General features: G+C 59.7%; 14 protein-coding genes and 1 other RNA gene. All 15 read right to left on the minus strand.

The window, feature by feature from the left end; all coding sequences use genetic code 11:
• Window positions 1–19: 19 nt before the first annotated feature.
• The 15 genes from HEQ72_RS03980 to rnpB all read right to left on the minus strand — a co-directional run bounded on the left by HEQ72_RS03980 (window position 20) and on the right by rnpB (window position 16,326).
• Window positions 20–901 (minus strand): cell division protein FtsQ/DivIB, encoded by an 882-nt coding sequence (locus tag HEQ72_RS03980; RefSeq protein WP_168022628.1) that lies wholly within the window; start codon window positions 899–901, stop codon window positions 20–22.
• Window positions 889–1,881, minus strand: coding sequence for a D-alanine--D-alanine ligase (locus HEQ72_RS03985; RefSeq protein ID WP_168022629.1), 993 nt, complete (start codon window positions 1,879–1,881; stop codon window positions 889–891). The genes HEQ72_RS03980 and HEQ72_RS03985 overlap by 13 nt, the downstream gene beginning before the upstream one ends.
• Window positions 1,878–2,831, minus strand: a complete 954-nt coding sequence (murB, locus tag HEQ72_RS03990) for a UDP-N-acetylmuramate dehydrogenase (RefSeq protein ID WP_168022683.1) — start codon at window positions 2,829–2,831, stop codon at window positions 1,878–1,880. Before murB ends, HEQ72_RS03985 begins: the two co-directional genes overlap by 4 nt.
• Before the next feature lie 20 nt (window positions 2,832–2,851).
• The gene (gene murC / locus HEQ72_RS03995; RefSeq protein ID WP_168019700.1) at window positions 2,852–4,282 is read right to left on the minus strand and encodes a UDP-N-acetylmuramate--L-alanine ligase; all 1,431 of its coding nucleotides are present in this window, start codon (window positions 4,280–4,282) and stop codon (window positions 2,852–2,854) included.
• Between the two features lie 2 nt (window positions 4,283–4,284).
• Window positions 4,285–5,403: an undecaprenyldiphospho-muramoylpentapeptide beta-N-acetylglucosaminyltransferase gene (gene murG, locus HEQ72_RS04000; RefSeq protein ID WP_168019698.1), complete on the minus strand. Its 1,119-nt coding sequence runs from the start codon at window positions 5,401–5,403 to the stop codon at window positions 4,285–4,287.
• The gene (locus HEQ72_RS04005; protein ID WP_168019696.1) at window positions 5,400–6,539 is read right to left on the minus strand and encodes an FtsW/RodA/SpoVE family cell cycle protein; all 1,140 of its coding nucleotides are present in this window, start codon (window positions 6,537–6,539) and stop codon (window positions 5,400–5,402) included. Before HEQ72_RS04005 ends, murG begins: the two co-directional genes overlap by 4 nt.
• Window positions 6,536–7,939, minus strand: a complete 1,404-nt coding sequence (gene murD, locus HEQ72_RS04010) for a UDP-N-acetylmuramoyl-L-alanine--D-glutamate ligase (protein WP_168022630.1) — start codon at window positions 7,937–7,939, stop codon at window positions 6,536–6,538. Before murD ends, HEQ72_RS04005 begins: the two co-directional genes overlap by 4 nt.
• A 12-nt stretch (window positions 7,940–7,951) precedes the next feature.
• Window positions 7,952–9,037 carry a phospho-N-acetylmuramoyl-pentapeptide-transferase gene (gene mraY, locus HEQ72_RS04015; protein WP_066134785.1) on the minus strand — a complete coding sequence of 362 codons (1,086 nt, stop codon included), beginning with the start codon at window positions 9,035–9,037 and terminating at the stop codon, window positions 7,952–7,954.
• 56 nt (window positions 9,038–9,093) lie between these two features.
• Window positions 9,094–10,503, minus strand: coding sequence for a UDP-N-acetylmuramoyl-tripeptide--D-alanyl-D-alanine ligase (locus HEQ72_RS04020; RefSeq protein ID WP_168022631.1), 1,410 nt, complete (start codon window positions 10,501–10,503; stop codon window positions 9,094–9,096).
• Window positions 10,500–11,987 carry a UDP-N-acetylmuramoyl-L-alanyl-D-glutamate--2,6-diaminopimelate ligase gene (locus HEQ72_RS04025; RefSeq protein WP_168022632.1) on the minus strand — a complete coding sequence of 496 codons (1,488 nt, stop codon included), beginning with the start codon at window positions 11,985–11,987 and terminating at the stop codon, window positions 10,500–10,502. Before HEQ72_RS04025 ends, HEQ72_RS04020 begins: the two co-directional genes overlap by 4 nt.
• Window positions 11,974–13,788 (minus strand): peptidoglycan D,D-transpeptidase FtsI family protein, encoded by a 1,815-nt coding sequence (locus HEQ72_RS04030; protein WP_245184116.1) that lies wholly within the window; start codon window positions 13,786–13,788, stop codon window positions 11,974–11,976. Before HEQ72_RS04030 ends, HEQ72_RS04025 begins: the two co-directional genes overlap by 14 nt.
• A gap of 1 nt (window position 13,789) precedes the next feature.
• Window positions 13,790–14,185: a hypothetical protein gene (locus HEQ72_RS04035; protein ID WP_168019688.1), complete on the minus strand. Its 396-nt coding sequence runs from the start codon at window positions 14,183–14,185 to the stop codon at window positions 13,790–13,792.
• Window positions 14,182–15,138, minus strand: a complete 957-nt coding sequence (rsmH, locus tag HEQ72_RS04040) for a 16S rRNA (cytosine(1402)-N(4))-methyltransferase RsmH (RefSeq protein WP_168022633.1) — start codon at window positions 15,136–15,138, stop codon at window positions 14,182–14,184. Before rsmH ends, HEQ72_RS04035 begins: the two co-directional genes overlap by 4 nt.
• A gap of 3 nt (window positions 15,139–15,141) precedes the next feature.
• Window positions 15,142–15,597 carry a division/cell wall cluster transcriptional repressor MraZ gene (mraZ, locus tag HEQ72_RS04045; RefSeq protein ID WP_168019685.1) on the minus strand — a complete coding sequence of 152 codons (456 nt, stop codon included), beginning with the start codon at window positions 15,595–15,597 and terminating at the stop codon, window positions 15,142–15,144.
• A gap of 338 nt (window positions 15,598–15,935) precedes the next feature.
• Window positions 15,936–16,326, minus strand: an RNA gene (gene rnpB, locus HEQ72_RS04050) — RNase P RNA component class A.
• Window positions 16,327–16,352: the final 26 nt, after the last annotated feature.

The raw sequence follows: 16,352 nt of genomic DNA on the forward strand, positions 1-16,352 counted from the left end.
GTTTTTTGTTTCAGTAACGTCAGGCATTCCGTGCCGGACCGGTTGCAGGCAGTGCAGGGGGCTGGGTACGCCCCTTGCCCGGAGGTGTGCTGCGTGTCTGCGTGGTCGGTGCGGCACGCACGATCATACGGTCCACAACACGCAGGTCGATCATTTCCAGCCCACGCTCCAGAAGTTTCTGCTCACGGTCCATGGCGGCCAGTCGCGACAGGGCCGTGCCGGTATTAAATTCAGGCAGCTTGACTTCTGTGCCTCCCTCGCCGACAGCATCAATCCACAAATCCCAGCGCCGGGATCCAACCCGGACAGCGGCCCGGACACGTTGCATGATATCGGGTTCTGCGGATAACAGGGTTAACAGGTCGCTGACAGCATCGGGCGCACCCCGACCCGCGATCAAGGGCAGGTGGCTGTATTCCGGCAACATGGGACCGATGACGCTGCCGTCCGCATCGACCATTCGGAAATCACTTCCGTTCTGCCACAGGGCAATGGGTGTTTTTTCCACCAACGTGATGTGGAGTTCATCGGGCAGGTGCCGTTCAACAGTCGCCAGCCGGACCCATGGCAACTGTTCAAGCCGTGTCCGGACGGTTGCCGGATCCAGCTCCAGAAGCGGCGCACCCCGTGGCAGGTCCACGGCACCGAGCAGATCATCCGGGTCTGTGCGCCCCCGTCCGGTTACGGTAATCTGGCGCAGCTTTATGCCGGCGTCTGCGCTTATATCCATCAGGCCGTCCAGCGTTACATCGCGCAACATGTTCTGCGTCCATGCGATGGCACCAGACATCCAGGCTGCCATGACCAAGGCCGTGGTCATCGTACCTGCTGCCAGCCATTTCCGGGCCCGGGTACCGGGTAGGGAGACCAGAAAGGGAACGGCCATGGTCATGTGTCGCATTGCGCATTCTCCACCATCCAGGTGCAAAGGTCGGGAAACGAAATCCCGGACAGGGCAGCCTGCTCTGGCACCAGTGATGTGGGTGTCATACCGGGTTGGGTATTGACCTCCAGAATCACCAGCCGTTTTCCATCATACCTGAAATCTGCGCGCGATACGCCCCGGCATCCCAGGACATGATGGGCCACGACAGCCAGCCGCTGCACCTCGGCATATATATCGGCAGGCAGGTCGGCAGGCAGGGTATGCGCGGATCCACCCGCCGCGTACTTGGCATCGTAGTCATAGAAACTGTGGCTGGTTGTGATTTCTGTAACCCCCAAGGCATGGTGCCCCATGATGGCTGTTGTCAGTTCACGCCCGGGGATGAACTCTTCTGCCATGACGCGTTCGCCATAAGGCCAGTGGGTGGCAAAAGGCCGGGGACTTTTGGTGTCGGTGATGATTGCGACACCGACCGATGAGCCTTCGTTGTGTGGTTTGACAACATAGGGAACCGGAATGGGGTCACCCGCGATCAAGTCCTCCCGCGTGACAATCTTTTCCCGTGCAACGGCGATGCCGGCACTGGCACACAGTTTCTTTGCCATCGGTTTGTCCATGGCCAGGGCACTGGCCATCAGACCCGAGTGGGTGTAGGGGACGCCAAGAACATTCAGCATGCCCTGGATGCAGCCATCCTCTCCGTAACGTCCATGCAGGGCATTGAACACAACATCCGGACTGGTTTGTTCCAGATGATGCAGCAAGGCCCCGACATTGCGTGAGACATCCACCGCCTGCACGGCATAACCAACACTTTCCAGGGCCCTGACAGCGGCAGCTCCTGAGCTGAGAGAAACCTCCCGCTCTGCGGAGAATCCTCCCATCAGGACAGTGACCTTCCTGTGGCGCCGGTTTGCGCGCAGCCGTGCAACTTCTTCGACAGCTGCGGCATTGGCAGGTTGCGTGGCTGTTGTGCTGGTGAAGTCCAGGTTCATGATCTGTCTCCGGCAGGCGTTCGTTTTTCGACCCCGATACGACGAATTTCCCAACGCAGTTCCACCCCGAACCTGGTCCAGACCTTATGCCGGACAATTTCCCCCAGTTCTTCGAGGTCACGTGCCGTGGCACTGCCGGTATTGATCAGGAAATTGCAGTGTTTCTCCGAGACCTGCGCCCCGCCATGGCGCAAGCCACGGCATCCGGCGCGATCAATCAGCTCCCACGCCTTGTGGCCGTCCGGGTTCGCAAATGTGGAGCCGCCGGTTCGGGTCCGGACTGGCTGTGTGTCTTCGCGGGACTGGGCGATCTCGTCCATCCGTGACTGGATGGCGTGGCTGGAGCCCGGTGTTCCCCGGAGGGTGGCATGGGTAAAGATCCAGCTATCCGGAACTGCGCAGTGGCGATAGGACAGTCCCATAGCCTCCCGGTCAAGGGTATGAGAGCGCCCGCTGCGGTCGATGGCGGTGGCGGACAGCAGGATATCGGCCATTTCGCACCCATAGGCCCCGGCATTCATGCGCAGGGCACCGCCAAGAGTTCCGGGGATGCCGCTCAGGAATTCCAGACCGGACAAACCCTGTGCGGCCGCAAAGCGGGCAACATGAACATCCAAGGCTGCCGCGCCAGCCTTCAGGATGTGCCCCTCGCTGGATACGACAGCAGAAAATCCCCGTCCCAACCGGATGGTGACCCCCGGAATGCCGCCGTCCCGTACAAGAAGGTTGGAGCCGACACCGATAACGGTTACGGGCACGTCATCTGGCAGCACGGACAGGAAATGCGCCAGATCCGTATCATCCTCGGGCTTGAAAACAATATCAGCCAAGCCACCGACCTGGAACCATGTAACCCGTGACAGATCGTAATCGGCACGAAGCTGTCCGCGAACCCCGTCCATCAGGGGGCGCAGGCGCTCCAGCAGATGGGCTCCGGCTGTTCGTGTCATGGTTCGGGTGCTTTCCGGCATCAGGCTGTTACTTTCCCGGCCGAGGTTGACAGGGCATCAAGTTCACGGGGCAGGGTCTGTGCCCATGCTGTGATATTGCCGGCCCCAAGGCATACAACAAGATCACCCGGTGCGGTCAGGGACTTGACCAGCGATGCCAGATGTTCTGGTCCCTCAAGGGCATGGACGCTGCGGTGTCCATGATCGCGCAGGCCGTTGACCAGAGCCATGCGGTCAAAGCCTTCGATGGGTGCTTCTCCGGCCGCATAGACGTCGGCGACAATGACTTCCTCCGCTTCGTTGAAACAGGTGCAGAATCCTTCGAACAAGTCTCTCAGACGTGAATAACGATGCGGCTGCACCACAGCAATCACGCGTCCACGTGTTGCCTGGCGGGCAGCTTTCAGGACGGCAGAAATTTCCACCGGATGGTGGCCGTAGTCATCGATGACGGTGACCCCGTCACTTTCGCCTGTACGCGTAAACCGGCGTTTGACACCACCAAATGCAGCCAAGGCCCGGCGGATGACGTCATCCGTCAGCCCCATGCGCACTCCGACGGCAACAGTTGCCAGGGCATTTTGCACATTGTGATCCCCGAACATGGGAAGGCGGATATTCTCGATCGTACGGGATGTGTGCGGATCACCATTTCGCACCACGGCATCGAAGCGGGCCCCGTTGACACCGCCCTCAACGTTGATCCCCTGTATCTCTGCCTGCGGGCTGAAGCCATAGGTGACAATGCGCCGGTCTGCCACCCGGGCGATCAGGGTCTGCACTTCCGGGTGATCAATGCACAGGGCGGCAAAGCCATAGAACGGGATGTTGGTGACAAAGGTGTGGAACGCGTCCTGAAGCCGTTCGAAACGGCCATAGTGGTCCATATGCTCGGGGTCGATGTTGGTCACCACGCAAATCGTGGCTGGCAGCTTGGTAAAGGTGCCATCAGATTCATCAGCCTCTACAACCATCCAGTCACCCGTGCCCAAGCGGGCATTCGTGCCCCAGACATTGATAATACCGCCGTTGATCACGGTTGGATCCATGGCGGCTGTATCCAGCAAAGCGGCAATCAGGCTGGTGGTTGTGGTCTTGCCGTGCGTGCCGCCGACAGCAATGGCCCACTTCAGGCGCATCAGTTCGGCCAGCATTTCAGCGCGGCGTACGATTGGAAGATGGCGTGTGCGTGCGGCTTCGACTTCCGGATTGGCAGCCTGGATCGCCGAAGAGACGACAACAACCTTTGCGTTCCCCAGATTTGCGGCATCATGACCGATGGAAATCGGGATATTCATCGCCCGCAGTCTTTGGACGTTTGCATTCTCGGCAACATCCGATCCCTGAACGGCGTATCCCAAGTTATGCATGATCTCGGCAATACCGGACATACCGATGCCGCCGATGCCGGTGAAGTGAAGGGGGCCAATATCAAGGGGAATCGCACGCATGGTCAGGCAGTCTCCGGGGTACAGGCAAGGTTCTCGACCGCATCGCCCAAGCGGACAGCCGCATCCGGTATGGACCACGCGCCGGCGTGCCGTGCCATGGCAGCCAGATGCTCGGGGGCGGACAGAAGATGCACAAGGGTATGGGTCAGGGTCGAGGGTATAAAGGAATCCTGAGGTATGACAGTCGCGCCACCGGCGACTTCTACAGCCCGTGCATTTGCCGTTTGGTGATCATCGGCTGCCGCGCCATAGGGGATCAGAACAGAAGGCCGGCCGGCGACGGTTACCTCGGCAACGGTTGATGCCCCGGCGCGTGCGATCAGCAGGTGCGCACGTGCCAGACGTTCGGGTACATCGTCGAAGAAGGCGTTGACCGTTGCGGGGACTCCGGCACGGTCATAGTCATGACGGGCACGCTCCAGATCTTCCGGTCTTGCCTGATGGCTGACGGTAATGCGTGTGCGTATGGCGTCGGGCAAGGCGGCAAGGGCTGCGGGAACGACGTCGGTCAGGATACGGGCGCCCTGGCTGCCGCCCAAGACCAGAAGTTCAACGGGGCCATCGGGGCCCGGTGGTATGTAAGGGGTTCCTGCAATATCCTGTATGCCACTCCGGACCGGCATACCAACACGGATCGCCGGAACCTGTGGCGGCAGGAAGCGGATCGCGTCATAAACAGTGGCAACAGCCTGAACCCGTTTTGCAAAAAGGCGGTTGGCACGCCCCAGAACGGCATTCTGCTCGTGGATCAGAACCGGGATACCCAGCTGTATGCCTGCAGCTATGGCCGGAACTGATGCATAGCCGCCAAACCCGACAACGGCCTTGGGGCGTATTTGCTGCAGGATGCGCCGGGCTTGCCAGGTTCCACGCAGCAGCGCCGCAAGGGCGGCGATGCGGGCCAGGGGGCTTTGTCCCAGAACCTGCGCCGATGACACCCCAAATGTTTCGACCTGCCCCAGAGTTCCCCCATAGGCGCGTCCGCGTTGGTCGGTGATCAAGCTCAGGGACCAACCCCGCTTTGACAGTTCTGTGGCCAGCGCCTCGGCCGGGAACACGTGTCCGCCTGTTCCCCCGGCCGCAAGCACAATGCATCCACGGGGAGTCACCTGTCCATTCATGGCAGCGTCCCCCCCGGGCCAAGCACAAGATGGCGCCGGGTCAGGGCCAGGATCATGCCCATCCCCAGTGCCAGTCCCAGCATGGATGACCCCCCGTAGGACACAAAAGGCATGGTCATCCCTTTTGTCGGCATCATATGCAGGCTGGAAGCCATGTTGATAATGGCCTGAAGACCGAACTGAACGGCCAGTCCACCAACAGAAATCAGGACAAAGAGGCTGTTGCCCTGCAGGGTTCGGCTCATGGCCCGCAGGACAAGAACCGCGAACAGCCCCACGATCAGCAGGCACAACAGAACCCCGAATTCTTCCCCGGCAACAGCAAAGATAAAGTCTGTATGGGAATCCGGAAGCTGCTCCTTGACCCGTCCTTCTCCGGGGCCACGGCCAAAAATACCGCCGTTGCGAAATGCCTGAAGCGCTTTCTCGATCTGGTAGGTATCCCCGCCGTCCGGATTCAGGAACCGGTCAACGCGGCTTTGCACGTGCGGGAAGATCAAATAGGCCCCTGCCGCCCCGCCAAGACTGACCGCAACCAGCAGGAAAACCCAGAACAAGGACAGCCCGGCCAGGAAGAACTGTGTGCTCCACATGGCGGTGACAACCATCGCTTGCCCGAAATCAGGCTGGATCAGCAGCAGGCCGACAACAACAAGAAACAGGGCACTGGCAATCCGGAACCCGGGAAACGCTTCGGACGTTCGGCCTTCGGCAAACATCCACCCGGCAACGATGGCAAAGGTTGGCTTGAGAAACTCGGACGGCTGGATCGACAGGCCACCCAGATGGATCCAGCGTGTTGCGCCCTTGATTTCCACCCCGCTGAATGGTGCCACAATCATCAGGGTCACCGATGCCAGGAAGCCCGCCAAGGCCACACGACGGATCCAGCGTGGCGAAAGCAGCGACACCGCAAACATAAGGCCCACAGCCAAGGGAAGAAAGACAAACTGGCGCCGGACAAAGTGGAATGGCTCGGCATGGATGCGCCCCGCAGCAGCGGGTCCGGCTGCCATCAGCAGGATAGCCCCGATGATGACCAGCAGCAGTGTAACCGTTAACAAAACCCTGTCCACGGTCCACCACCAACGGCCGATAATCGATGTGTCGGTACGGGTGAACTGAAGAAGGGTCATGTTGCCTCTTCTCCTTCGGGTACGTCCTCGGACTCTTCTTCGGCCAGTTCCTGAACAATCCGGCGGAAGACTTCGCCCCGGTGCTCGAAGTTCCGGAACTGGTCAAAGGATGCGCAGGCCGGGGAGAGCAGGACCACATCGCCGTGGTCGGCAATTTCGTCTGCACGTTCAACCGCGTTCTGCAGGTCAGAGCACTTGGTCCAAGGCACATCCTGCCCCAGCTCCTGTGCAAACAGGTCTTGCGCCTCTCCAATCAGAAAGGCATGGCGAATGCGTGGAAACAGCGGGCGCAGGGCCTGGATGCCGCCTTTTTTTGCCTGCCCGCCGGCGATCCACAGGACCCGGTCGTAGCAGGCCAGGGCGCGGGCTGTGGCTTCGGCATTGGTTGCCTTGCTGTCATTGATGAAGGGTACGCCCTCTATGTCCTCGACCAGTTCCAGCCTGTGTGGAAGGCCGGGGAAGGTGCGTAGCGCTTCTATGATAACGGGGACGGCAACACCCCGTGCCCTGGCTGCGGCAAAAGCGCAGGCAATATTCTGTCCGTTGTGGATCCCCGGCAGGCGCTTCAGCGGACGCAGGTCACAGATTTCAACGGGCGTGCCTTCACTGGCATCGAACAGGATGCCGTCGGCAACAAAGATACCGCTGGCGACTGCCCGTCCTGTGCGTACGGGAATGACCTTGTGCAGGGCGTGCCGTGATACTGTTTCGTACATACGGGCGCTGTCGGGATCATCAACGCCGATAATGCTGGTGGCATGGGCAGGCTGATCGGCAAAGACCCTTGTCTTGGCGCGGACGTAACCATCCATGTTGCCATGGCGATCCAGATGATCAGGGCTGATATTCAGCCATACGGCCACGTTTGCCTTCAGGTGAGGCATCAGCTCCAACTGATAGCTTGACAGTTCCAGGACGTAGGTTCCCCGCCAGTCCATCTCTGGCAGGTCCATGGCTGGAACCCCGATGTTGCCACCAACAGCAACGGGAAGCCCGGCCTGTTCCAGGATATGACCAATCAGGGCCGTGGTTGTGGATTTTCCGTTTGTGCCGGTGATGGCAATGACAAAGGCGTCTGTCCGTGCCTCGCACAAAAGATCAACGTCGCATACCAGGGGAATACCCATCCGGCGTGCCAGCAGTGCTGTCGGGTGGGGAGAGGGCAGGGTACTCGGGATACCCGGACTCCAGATAACGGATTTCAGGCCAACCCAGTTTTTCTCTGATGGCTCGGCAATGGAAATCCCCATGCGTGCGGCCTTGTTGCGGGATTCGGGGTTGTCATCCCACGCCAGCACCGTTGCTCCGACAGCCTGTAGAGCACGCGCCGCTGACAGCCCGGACTTGCCCAGTCCCAGGATGGCGACGCGACTTTTCAGGTAATGCAGCGCTGGGTGCATTCGCCGGCTTCCTTATCTCAGTTTGAGGGTAGACAGGCCCAGAATGGCCAGAATAGTGGCAATAATCCAGAACCGGACCACGATGGTTGGCTCGGCCCAGCCTTTTTTCTCGAAGTGATGGTGCAGGGGAGCCATCCGGAAGACCCGCTTCCCTGTCAGCTTGAAGCTGACAACCTGGACAATGACAGAGACGGTTTCCAGCACAAACAGCCCCCCCACCAGGGCGAGGACAATCTCATGGCGGGTCACAACGGCCACGCTGCCAAGTGCGCCACCAAGGGCCAGGGACCCGGTATCACCCATGAAAACCATTGCGGGCGGTGCATTGAACCACAGGAATCCCAAGCATGCACCGATAAGGGCGGCCAGAAAGACCGACAGTTCGCCCGATCCCGGAATGTGCTGGATCCCCAGATAGGTTGCGTACAGGTTTGATCCCACGAAATAGGCGATCAGCGCAAAGACGCCGGCGGCTATCATGACCGGGACCGTTGCCAGCCCATCCAGCCCGTCGGTCAGGTTAACGGCATTTGAGGAGCCGACAATGACAACCATGCCGAAAGGAAGATAGAACCAACCCATCTGGATCAGGACGTTCTTGAAAAACGGAATGGTCAGCGCCGATGCAATGGATGGATCTGTGATCGACATGATCCACCATGTGGCCACCCCGCCGACAGCACACTGTGCGACTAGTTTTATCTTGCCCGGAACGCCCTTTGTATTCCGCTTGGTGACTTTCAGAAGGTCATCGATCATGCCAACCAGGCCATAGCCGATGGTGACCAGCAGAACAGCCCAGACATAGGAGTTGGCCAAGTCTGCCCACAGCAGGGTAGAGACCGTGCATCCCAGCAGGATCATCATCCCGCCCATGGTCGGTGTCCCTTTTTTGGTCAGCAGATGACTTTCCGGTCCCAGCTCCCTGATCGGTTGCCCTTGCTTCTGTTTGTGCTTCAGCCAGCGAATGATAGCCGGCCCGAAGACAAAGGCCACCAGCAGGGCTGTCAGCACAGCACCCCCGGCCCGGAAGGTAAGATACCGGAACAGGTTGAGGATGCTGAGATCGCCGGACAGCTGGGATAGATAATAGAGCATCGTGTGGTCTTCTTGTGATCCTTGGGTAGCAAGAGGAAACGGGCGGGGGCTTCCGGTCAGGTCGCCTCGCTTACGCTGTCGGTCATGGCTTCCAGGAAGGAGACAAGATGCCCCATCCGGGTACTGAATGATCCCTTGACCATCAGAACGTCGCCATTTTTCAGGGCCGGTGCAAGCAACGACGCCAGTGTGGCACTGTCAACGGCGTGGGCAGCCTTGATCGCGGGGGGAAGGGCTTCATGCAGGTTCATCATCAAGGGTCCAGCGGTATACACCTGCTCTATCCCCAGTGCCACAATTTCCTTTGCCAGGGCTGCGTGCCGTTCTGGACCGGTTGGTCCCAGTTCGCGCATGTCCCCCAGTGCGGCAATACGTCGTCCGCCCGGTCCGGGTTTTGCAACGGCAAGAGCTTCAAGGGCGGCGCGGACCGATGCCGGATTGGCGTTGTAGCTTTCATCGATCAGCGTGATACATCCACGCCTATCGGGCAGGGGGATGATCCGGGTCTGGCCCCGTCCCTGTGAGGGGACCAGCGTTGCCAGTGTGCGGGCGGCCTGTGTCGTGTCAAGCCCCAGTGCATGGACAACGGCAAGAGCGGCCAGGCTGTTGCGGGCCCAGTGTGCACCTGGTGCTCCGATGGTATAATTCAGTCCTTCCCGGTCAAGCCGTACAGAGACCTCGGTCTGCTCTGCCCCGATCACCAGATCCAGAAGCCGCACGTCAGCCTCGCCGTGTTGTCCGAAGGTCAGGATGTTCAGATTCAGATCCCGTGCCCGTGCTTCCAGGCGTTCGTAGAATGGATTGTCGCGGGGCAGGATGGCTGTGCCACCAGTCTGTACGCCTTCCAGAATTTCGGCCTTGGCATCAGCAATTTCAGAGACGTCACGGAAGAATTCCAGATGTGCATCCGAAACCCATGTGATCACGGCAATGTCGGGCCGGGCGAGGGCTGTCAGGGCGCGGAGTTCTCCGGCATGGTTCATCCCCATCTCGACGACGCTGTAGCGTGCATCGGCAGGTATCCGTGCCAAGGTAACCGGAACACCCCAGTGGTTGTTGAAGCTCCCGAAGGCGGCATGCGTGGGACCGAAATTGCCCAGGATGTGCGCCAGCATGTCTTTGGTTGATGTTTTGCCGACACTGCCGGTGACACCAACCACGCGGCCACCAAAACGGTTCCGCGCTTCTCGTCCCAAGGCATGCAGGGCCGTAAAGGTATCGGAGACCATAATCAGCTGTTCTGGATTGACGTCTGGTACCGCCTTATGGACCAAGGCGCCGACCGCACCGGATTCAAGAGCCTGCTTTACCCAGTCATGTCCATCAGAGTTGGGGCCTTTCAGGGCGATGAACAGATCACCGGGTGCTGTTGTCCGGCTGTCAATCGACAGGCCGGTGACCGGAAAAGCTCCGCTGCTCTTGCCGTCGGTGGCCTTGGCAATGTCCGATGATCTCCATAGGGTCATGGCGCCATCTCCTGTAGCATGCGGGCTTCCAGGGCTTCCCGGGCAACGTGGCGGTCATCAAAAGGAAGTGTGGTTATGCCGATGGTCTGCCCACTTTCATGTCCCTTGCCTGCCAGCAGCAGCACGTCGCCCGCACGCAGCATGGCAATGCCTGTGCGGATTGCTTCGCCGCGATCACCGATTTCAACAGCGTCCGGGCACCCGGTTCGTGCGGCAGCCCGGATGGCAGCCGGGTCTTCGGTGCGTGGGTTGTCATCTGTCAGAATGACGCCATCGGCCAGGCGATGGACGATCTCGCCCATCAGGGAGCGTTTGCCGGGATCGCGGTCGCCACCGCAACCAAATAGAACGATCAATCTCCCTTGTGTATGGGGCCTCAGGGCCAGTATGGCCTGTTCCAGGGAATCCGGTGTGTGGGCGTAGTCCACATACACAGTGGCTGTATCGGCACAGCTGCCTACATATTCCAGTCGTCCCGGCACCCCGGTCAGGCGAGGGAGTGTGGCCACAGCTGCGGCCGGTGTGATGGAGCGATCGCAGGCCAAGGCCAGCCCAAGGGCAGCAAGACTATTCATCGCCTGGAAATGCCCGGTCAGGGGCAGGTCAACATCCATCCTGTTACCCAGGACATCCAGCGACAGGGCTTGTCCGCGTGGACTGGCCCGGTTTTCAAGCAAGCGGATTTCATGCCCGTTTCTGCCATAACTCCAGACACGGCGCCCGGCTTTACGGGTTGCGGCATCCAGGATGCCATAGTCCGGACTGTCTGCATTCAGGACAGCAAGGCCACCCGGTTCCAGCACATCTGTAAACAAGCGTGTCTTTGCGGCCCGATAGGCTTCCATCGATCCGTGATAGTCCAGATGATCGCGGGACAGGTTGGTAAAGGCGGCGGCCTTGAGTCGCACGGCATCCAGGCGGAACTGGTCCAGCCCATGGCTGGACGCTTCCAGGCACAGGAAAGAGCAGGACCGATCCGCCGCCATGGCCAGAAGGCGATGCAGGCTGACCGGGTCCGGGGTGGTCATGCCTTCTGTGCAGTCAAAGTCGGGACCGGTCAGCCCCAGCGTGCCCAGGCTGGCGGCCCTTCTGCCCAGAAGGGTCATGATCTGGCGGAAAAAGACAGCCGTTGATGTCTTTCCGTTGGTTCCGGTGACAGCGGTTGTTGTTTCGGGCTGGCGTGCATAGAAGGCAGAGGCCAGCCGGGCCAAGTCGCGCCGGGGGTTGTCGGTTCCAAGAACAGGAATGCAGGATGCTTCACGAGGTGTGGTGGTGCCGTGTGCGGCAAGAATGGCTACGGCCCCCCGTTGAAGGGCATCGGCAATAAAATCCTGCCCGTTGGACCGGGTTCCGGGCATGGCAGCAAACAGGAAACCGCCTTTTACAAGCCGCGAGTCGGCCGTAATGCCAAGGATGTCTGTCCGGCAAGCCCCTTCATCCGGTTTCTGTATGCCGGCTTTTTCTGCCAGGTCACCGAGCAACATCAATACCTTCCTCTTCCACAACCGCTGTCCTGGCCACCCGTGCCTGGGCAGTTTTCATGGCCCTGACCTCAATCGGTTGGCCATTGACATGGGGCTGTATACCAAGAATGGGGCCAATTTCAGCAATGATCTCGCCGGCTGTTGGAACAACATTCCATCCCGATGTTGCAAAGCCCCATGTGGACTTCAGTCCTTTTGGCTCGTCCAGTGTGACAACCAGCGCATAGCGTGGATCATCCATGGGAAAGGCACCGGCAAAGCTGTTCATGTTGTTTTTGCGGTTGTATCCACCGGATGCAGAGATCTTTTCGGCTGTTCCTCCCTTGCCACCGACCATATAGCCGGGAACTTCGGCCTTGCGGGCCGTGCCATCCGTAATGACGGTCCGCATCAGTTTGCGCAGGGCCAGAGAGGTTTCCGTGCGCAGGACTTTCTGCGGTTCCGGATCGCCGGCATCGCGTGGCAGCAGGGTTGGCTGAACCATGTAGCCGCCATTGACCAAGGGAGCCAGCCCCCTGATCATGCTGATCGGCGTGACCGCAATGCCGTGGCCAAACGATATGGTCATGGTATTGATGTCCCGCCATGGCTGGGGATACAGCGGGTGGCCCGTTTCAGGAAGTTCGATACGGGCTGCATCAAGAATGCCCAACCTGCCAAGAAATTTCTTCTGGAATTCGGTTCCCAGCTGCATGGCCATCCGGGCCGAACCGATATTGGACGAGCGGGTCAGAATTTCGGCGACATTCAGCCGACGGTTCTCGCGGTGTACATCGCGTATGGTAAAGCGTGCCACTTTCAGCGGATTGATCGTGTCGTAACTGTCCTGCAGGCGGATCTGACCGGATTCCAGGGCCATGGCAGTATTGAACAGCTTGAAGATGGAGCCCATTTCATAAACGCCTAACGTGACCCGGTTGAAGCGGGCATTGGCATCAGAGGCTCCGAAGTTTTCCGGCTGATAATCAGGCAGTGAAACCAGCGACACGATTTCTCCGCTGCGTACGTCCATGATCACTGCACTTGCCGCTGTGGCGCTGAACTTTTCCATGTTGCGCAACAGAGTGTGGCGGACGGCATGCTGGACCCTGGCATCCACGGTCAGGCGCAGCGGGATGGAGGGGTTCTGGCGCAGGGCTTCGTTGAAGGTTAGTTCGGTTCCGGCAATGCCGTTGTTGTCGGGGTCTGTGGCGCCAAGGACGTGGCTGAACAACGAACCCTGCAAATAGGCGCGCCGCTCGGCATTCTCGAAGAAGAGCCCGGGGATGCCTTCGGAATTGACGCTTTGCTGCTGGCGTGGCGTCAGGTTCCTGTCAAGATAGACAAAGCGCCGACCGGATGTCAGGCGGTTGAACACATCGTGTCGGTTCAGGTGAGGCAGAACGGCGACCAGTTTGTCTGCGGCCTCGGCAGGGTTGATCAGTTTCTGGCTGTCGGCATACAGGTTGACGGTTGGCAGGTTTGTGGCAAGAAGAAGCCCGTTCCGGTCCACAATGTCTGCACGTGTGTGTGTAATAACCTCGGTTTTCGCGACGGCCTTGGCCTTGTACGAGACTTGGTGGTCAACAGCCCCCAGGACCATGACGTCGAACAGCCGGACACTGATCCCGCAGAAAGCCAAGGTAAACAGGCTGGCTGTGACCAGCATGCGGACGCGCCCGGTTTCCAGGGCTTGTTTGATCTCTCCGTCCAGAACCACATGGGTTCCTTTCCGGTCAATGCCTGCGGATGGAAGCAGCTCTTCCCCTGGGTAGAGAAACGGTGCGACCTTCCGACGACGTGGGAACAGGCGGGCCATCATGCTATGGCTTCCCTGTTCTGGAGGGAACCCGGGATCGCGATGTATGCGATGGCACCATCTCCGGACTGGAATGGTTGGCCAGTGTCGGGGAGAAGGTTCCCTGATGTGCAGGGTTTTCAGGCTGTTGCAGCGGCAGGTCGGCAATCTGTGCCATGGCCTGTCCATCCAGGATACCAAGGCCCAGCAGGCGCGACGCAAGGTCCGCAATACGGGCCGGATCGTTCAGATAAGCCCATTCAGCAGACAGAACGCGAATTTCGTTGTGTGTCTTGTGGATATCCCGGTTGAGTCCGGCCAGCCGGTCTTCCAGGTTCTGGACTTGGAATTTCATCAGAAACATGCCGACACTGACGGCCAGCACAAGAAAAACCCATAATGCTGTGGTGCCGCGGATCATGCTGCACCATCCTGTGCGGGGCTATCGGTTCGGGTATCCACTCTCAGCTTTGCGGAGCGGGCCCGGGGATTTCGTTGTGCCTCGGCAGCCGAGCATTGTACGGCCTTGCGTCCTGACCCGACAAAGGTTGCTGGCGGGGGCGGTATTTCGCCCGGCAACAGGCGTGAGGCGCTTTTGGCAGAGCGTTCTGACAGGAAGGCCTTCACCTCGCGGTCTTCCAGGGAATGAAAGGACACAACAGCCAGCCGTCCGCCAGGGGCCAGTATGGACTGTGCTCCTTCCAGACCGCGGCGCAGTTCACCGATTTCATCATTGACGAAGATGCGCAATCCCTGAAAAGTCCGCGTTGCCGGGTCTATGGTATCCTTGCCCTTGTGCACGACAGAGCGGACAATCTCGGCCAGTTGACGGGTTGTCTGCAGCGGGCCGTTGTGGCGTTCCCGTACAATGGCCCGTGCGATGCGGCGCGACTGCCGCTCTTCGCCAAGGCGATACAGAATCGAGGCAATATCCTCTTCCTCAAAGGTATTGACTACGTCTGCAGCAGATAGACCGGCCTTTTCCATCCGCATGTCCAGGGGACCTTCGCGCATGAAAGAGAACCCTCGTCCCGGGGTATCGATCTGCATGGACGAGACCCCGACATCCAGGGTGATGCCATCGACAAGGCCAACGCCGGCTTGTTGCAGCAGGGAGGCCATGTCACCAAAACGACCGGGCAGGAACAGGAAACGGCCGGGGTAGCAGGAGGCCAGATCCTCTGCGCGCGGTGCGGCTTCGGGATCGCGGTCGATGGCAACAACGCATGTATCGCTTGAAGCCTCCAGAATGGCGCGACTGTAACCGCCGGTACCGAATGTGCCGTCAACGTATGTTCCGCCACGGTGTACCTGCAAGCCATCCAGGACTTCGGTCAGCATAACCGGAATGTGCAGGGCTGTTTCTGTTGTCATGGTTCAGTCCCCGCTGCCAAGGTGCAGGGACGGGCGGCGTTCCGCTGCCCGGCGCCGGATTTCGGCTTCGGCCTTTTTCAGGGCAGATGGTTCCCAGATCTGGAAGGTACGCCCCCGACCGACAAAAGCGGCCTCACTCGACAGCCCCGCATGTTCGAGCAAATCCTCGGGGACCATGATCCGGCCTTCGGTATCGAAGGCGAGCTGGCGTGCAGACGCAAAAACAAGCTGGGCCATTTCATCCTGTTCAGGTGAGAAAATATCCAGCCGATCCAGGCTGGAGGCAATCTTTTCAAGGCGATCCATGCCCATGCCATCCAGGCAGGATGTCGTGAAGGACGGGTAGCAGACAACACCGGCAAAGCCTTGCCCTGTCAGGGATGATCGCCACAGTGCCGGAACAGACACCCGTCCCTTCCGGTCAATCTTGTTGATGATCGTGGAAACGAAAAGCGACATCGCTTCCCGGGCCTTCCCATGGTTGGGCGGTGTGACCAGCACCGCAGGTGTGTCAAAAGCAACGCTTTCCGCTTTGGATGCGCCCTGACCGACAGTGAAGCCGGTGGCCGGAGTCCGTGCTGGGCGGGAAGCAATTATGGTATGTCATGGTATGTCATGGGATCACATGGGTGTCAACGACACCTGCCCTGTGATAACGGGATTTGACCGCCGGGGAATAAAAGGCCGCATCCCGCATGAACGCTGACCTTTTTCATGAGCGTACAGGTTTTGTCGCGACGCATTTTATCGCGCAATGGTTTCTTTTCGTGGATTATGCGCCTGAGTGGCGGGGGGGATGTGCCAGATGGCCTGTAAGCCGGGTTCTGTCCACGCACGGTTTGTGCGCTGGATGGTCATTCATCTGCGATGCCCGTTACCGGACACCTGGTGCGACCGACCCGGACGGCGGCCCGGAAAAGTGCCTGCCGCCTGTTGCGGCTGCCGTCCCTACTTGGTCTTGCTCCCGGTGGGGTTTACCATGCCGCCCCTGTTACCAGGGGCGCGGTGCGCTCTTGCCGCACCCTTTCACCCTTGCTGCTGCCAAGGCCGCAGCGGTCTGCTTTCTGTGGCACTGTCCCTGGGGTCGCCCCCGCCGGACGTTATCCGGCACCGTTTTTCCGTGGAGCCCGGACTTTCCTCCCCCAGCCATCATCAAAGGTGGCAAGGGGCGACCATCCGGCCATCTGGCGAACCGGACCATAGAGCGTTCCGGG

Source organism: Haematospirillum sp. 15-248 (assembly GCF_012102665.1).
GTDB lineage: Bacteria > Pseudomonadota > Alphaproteobacteria > Rhodospirillales > Rhodospirillaceae > Haematospirillum.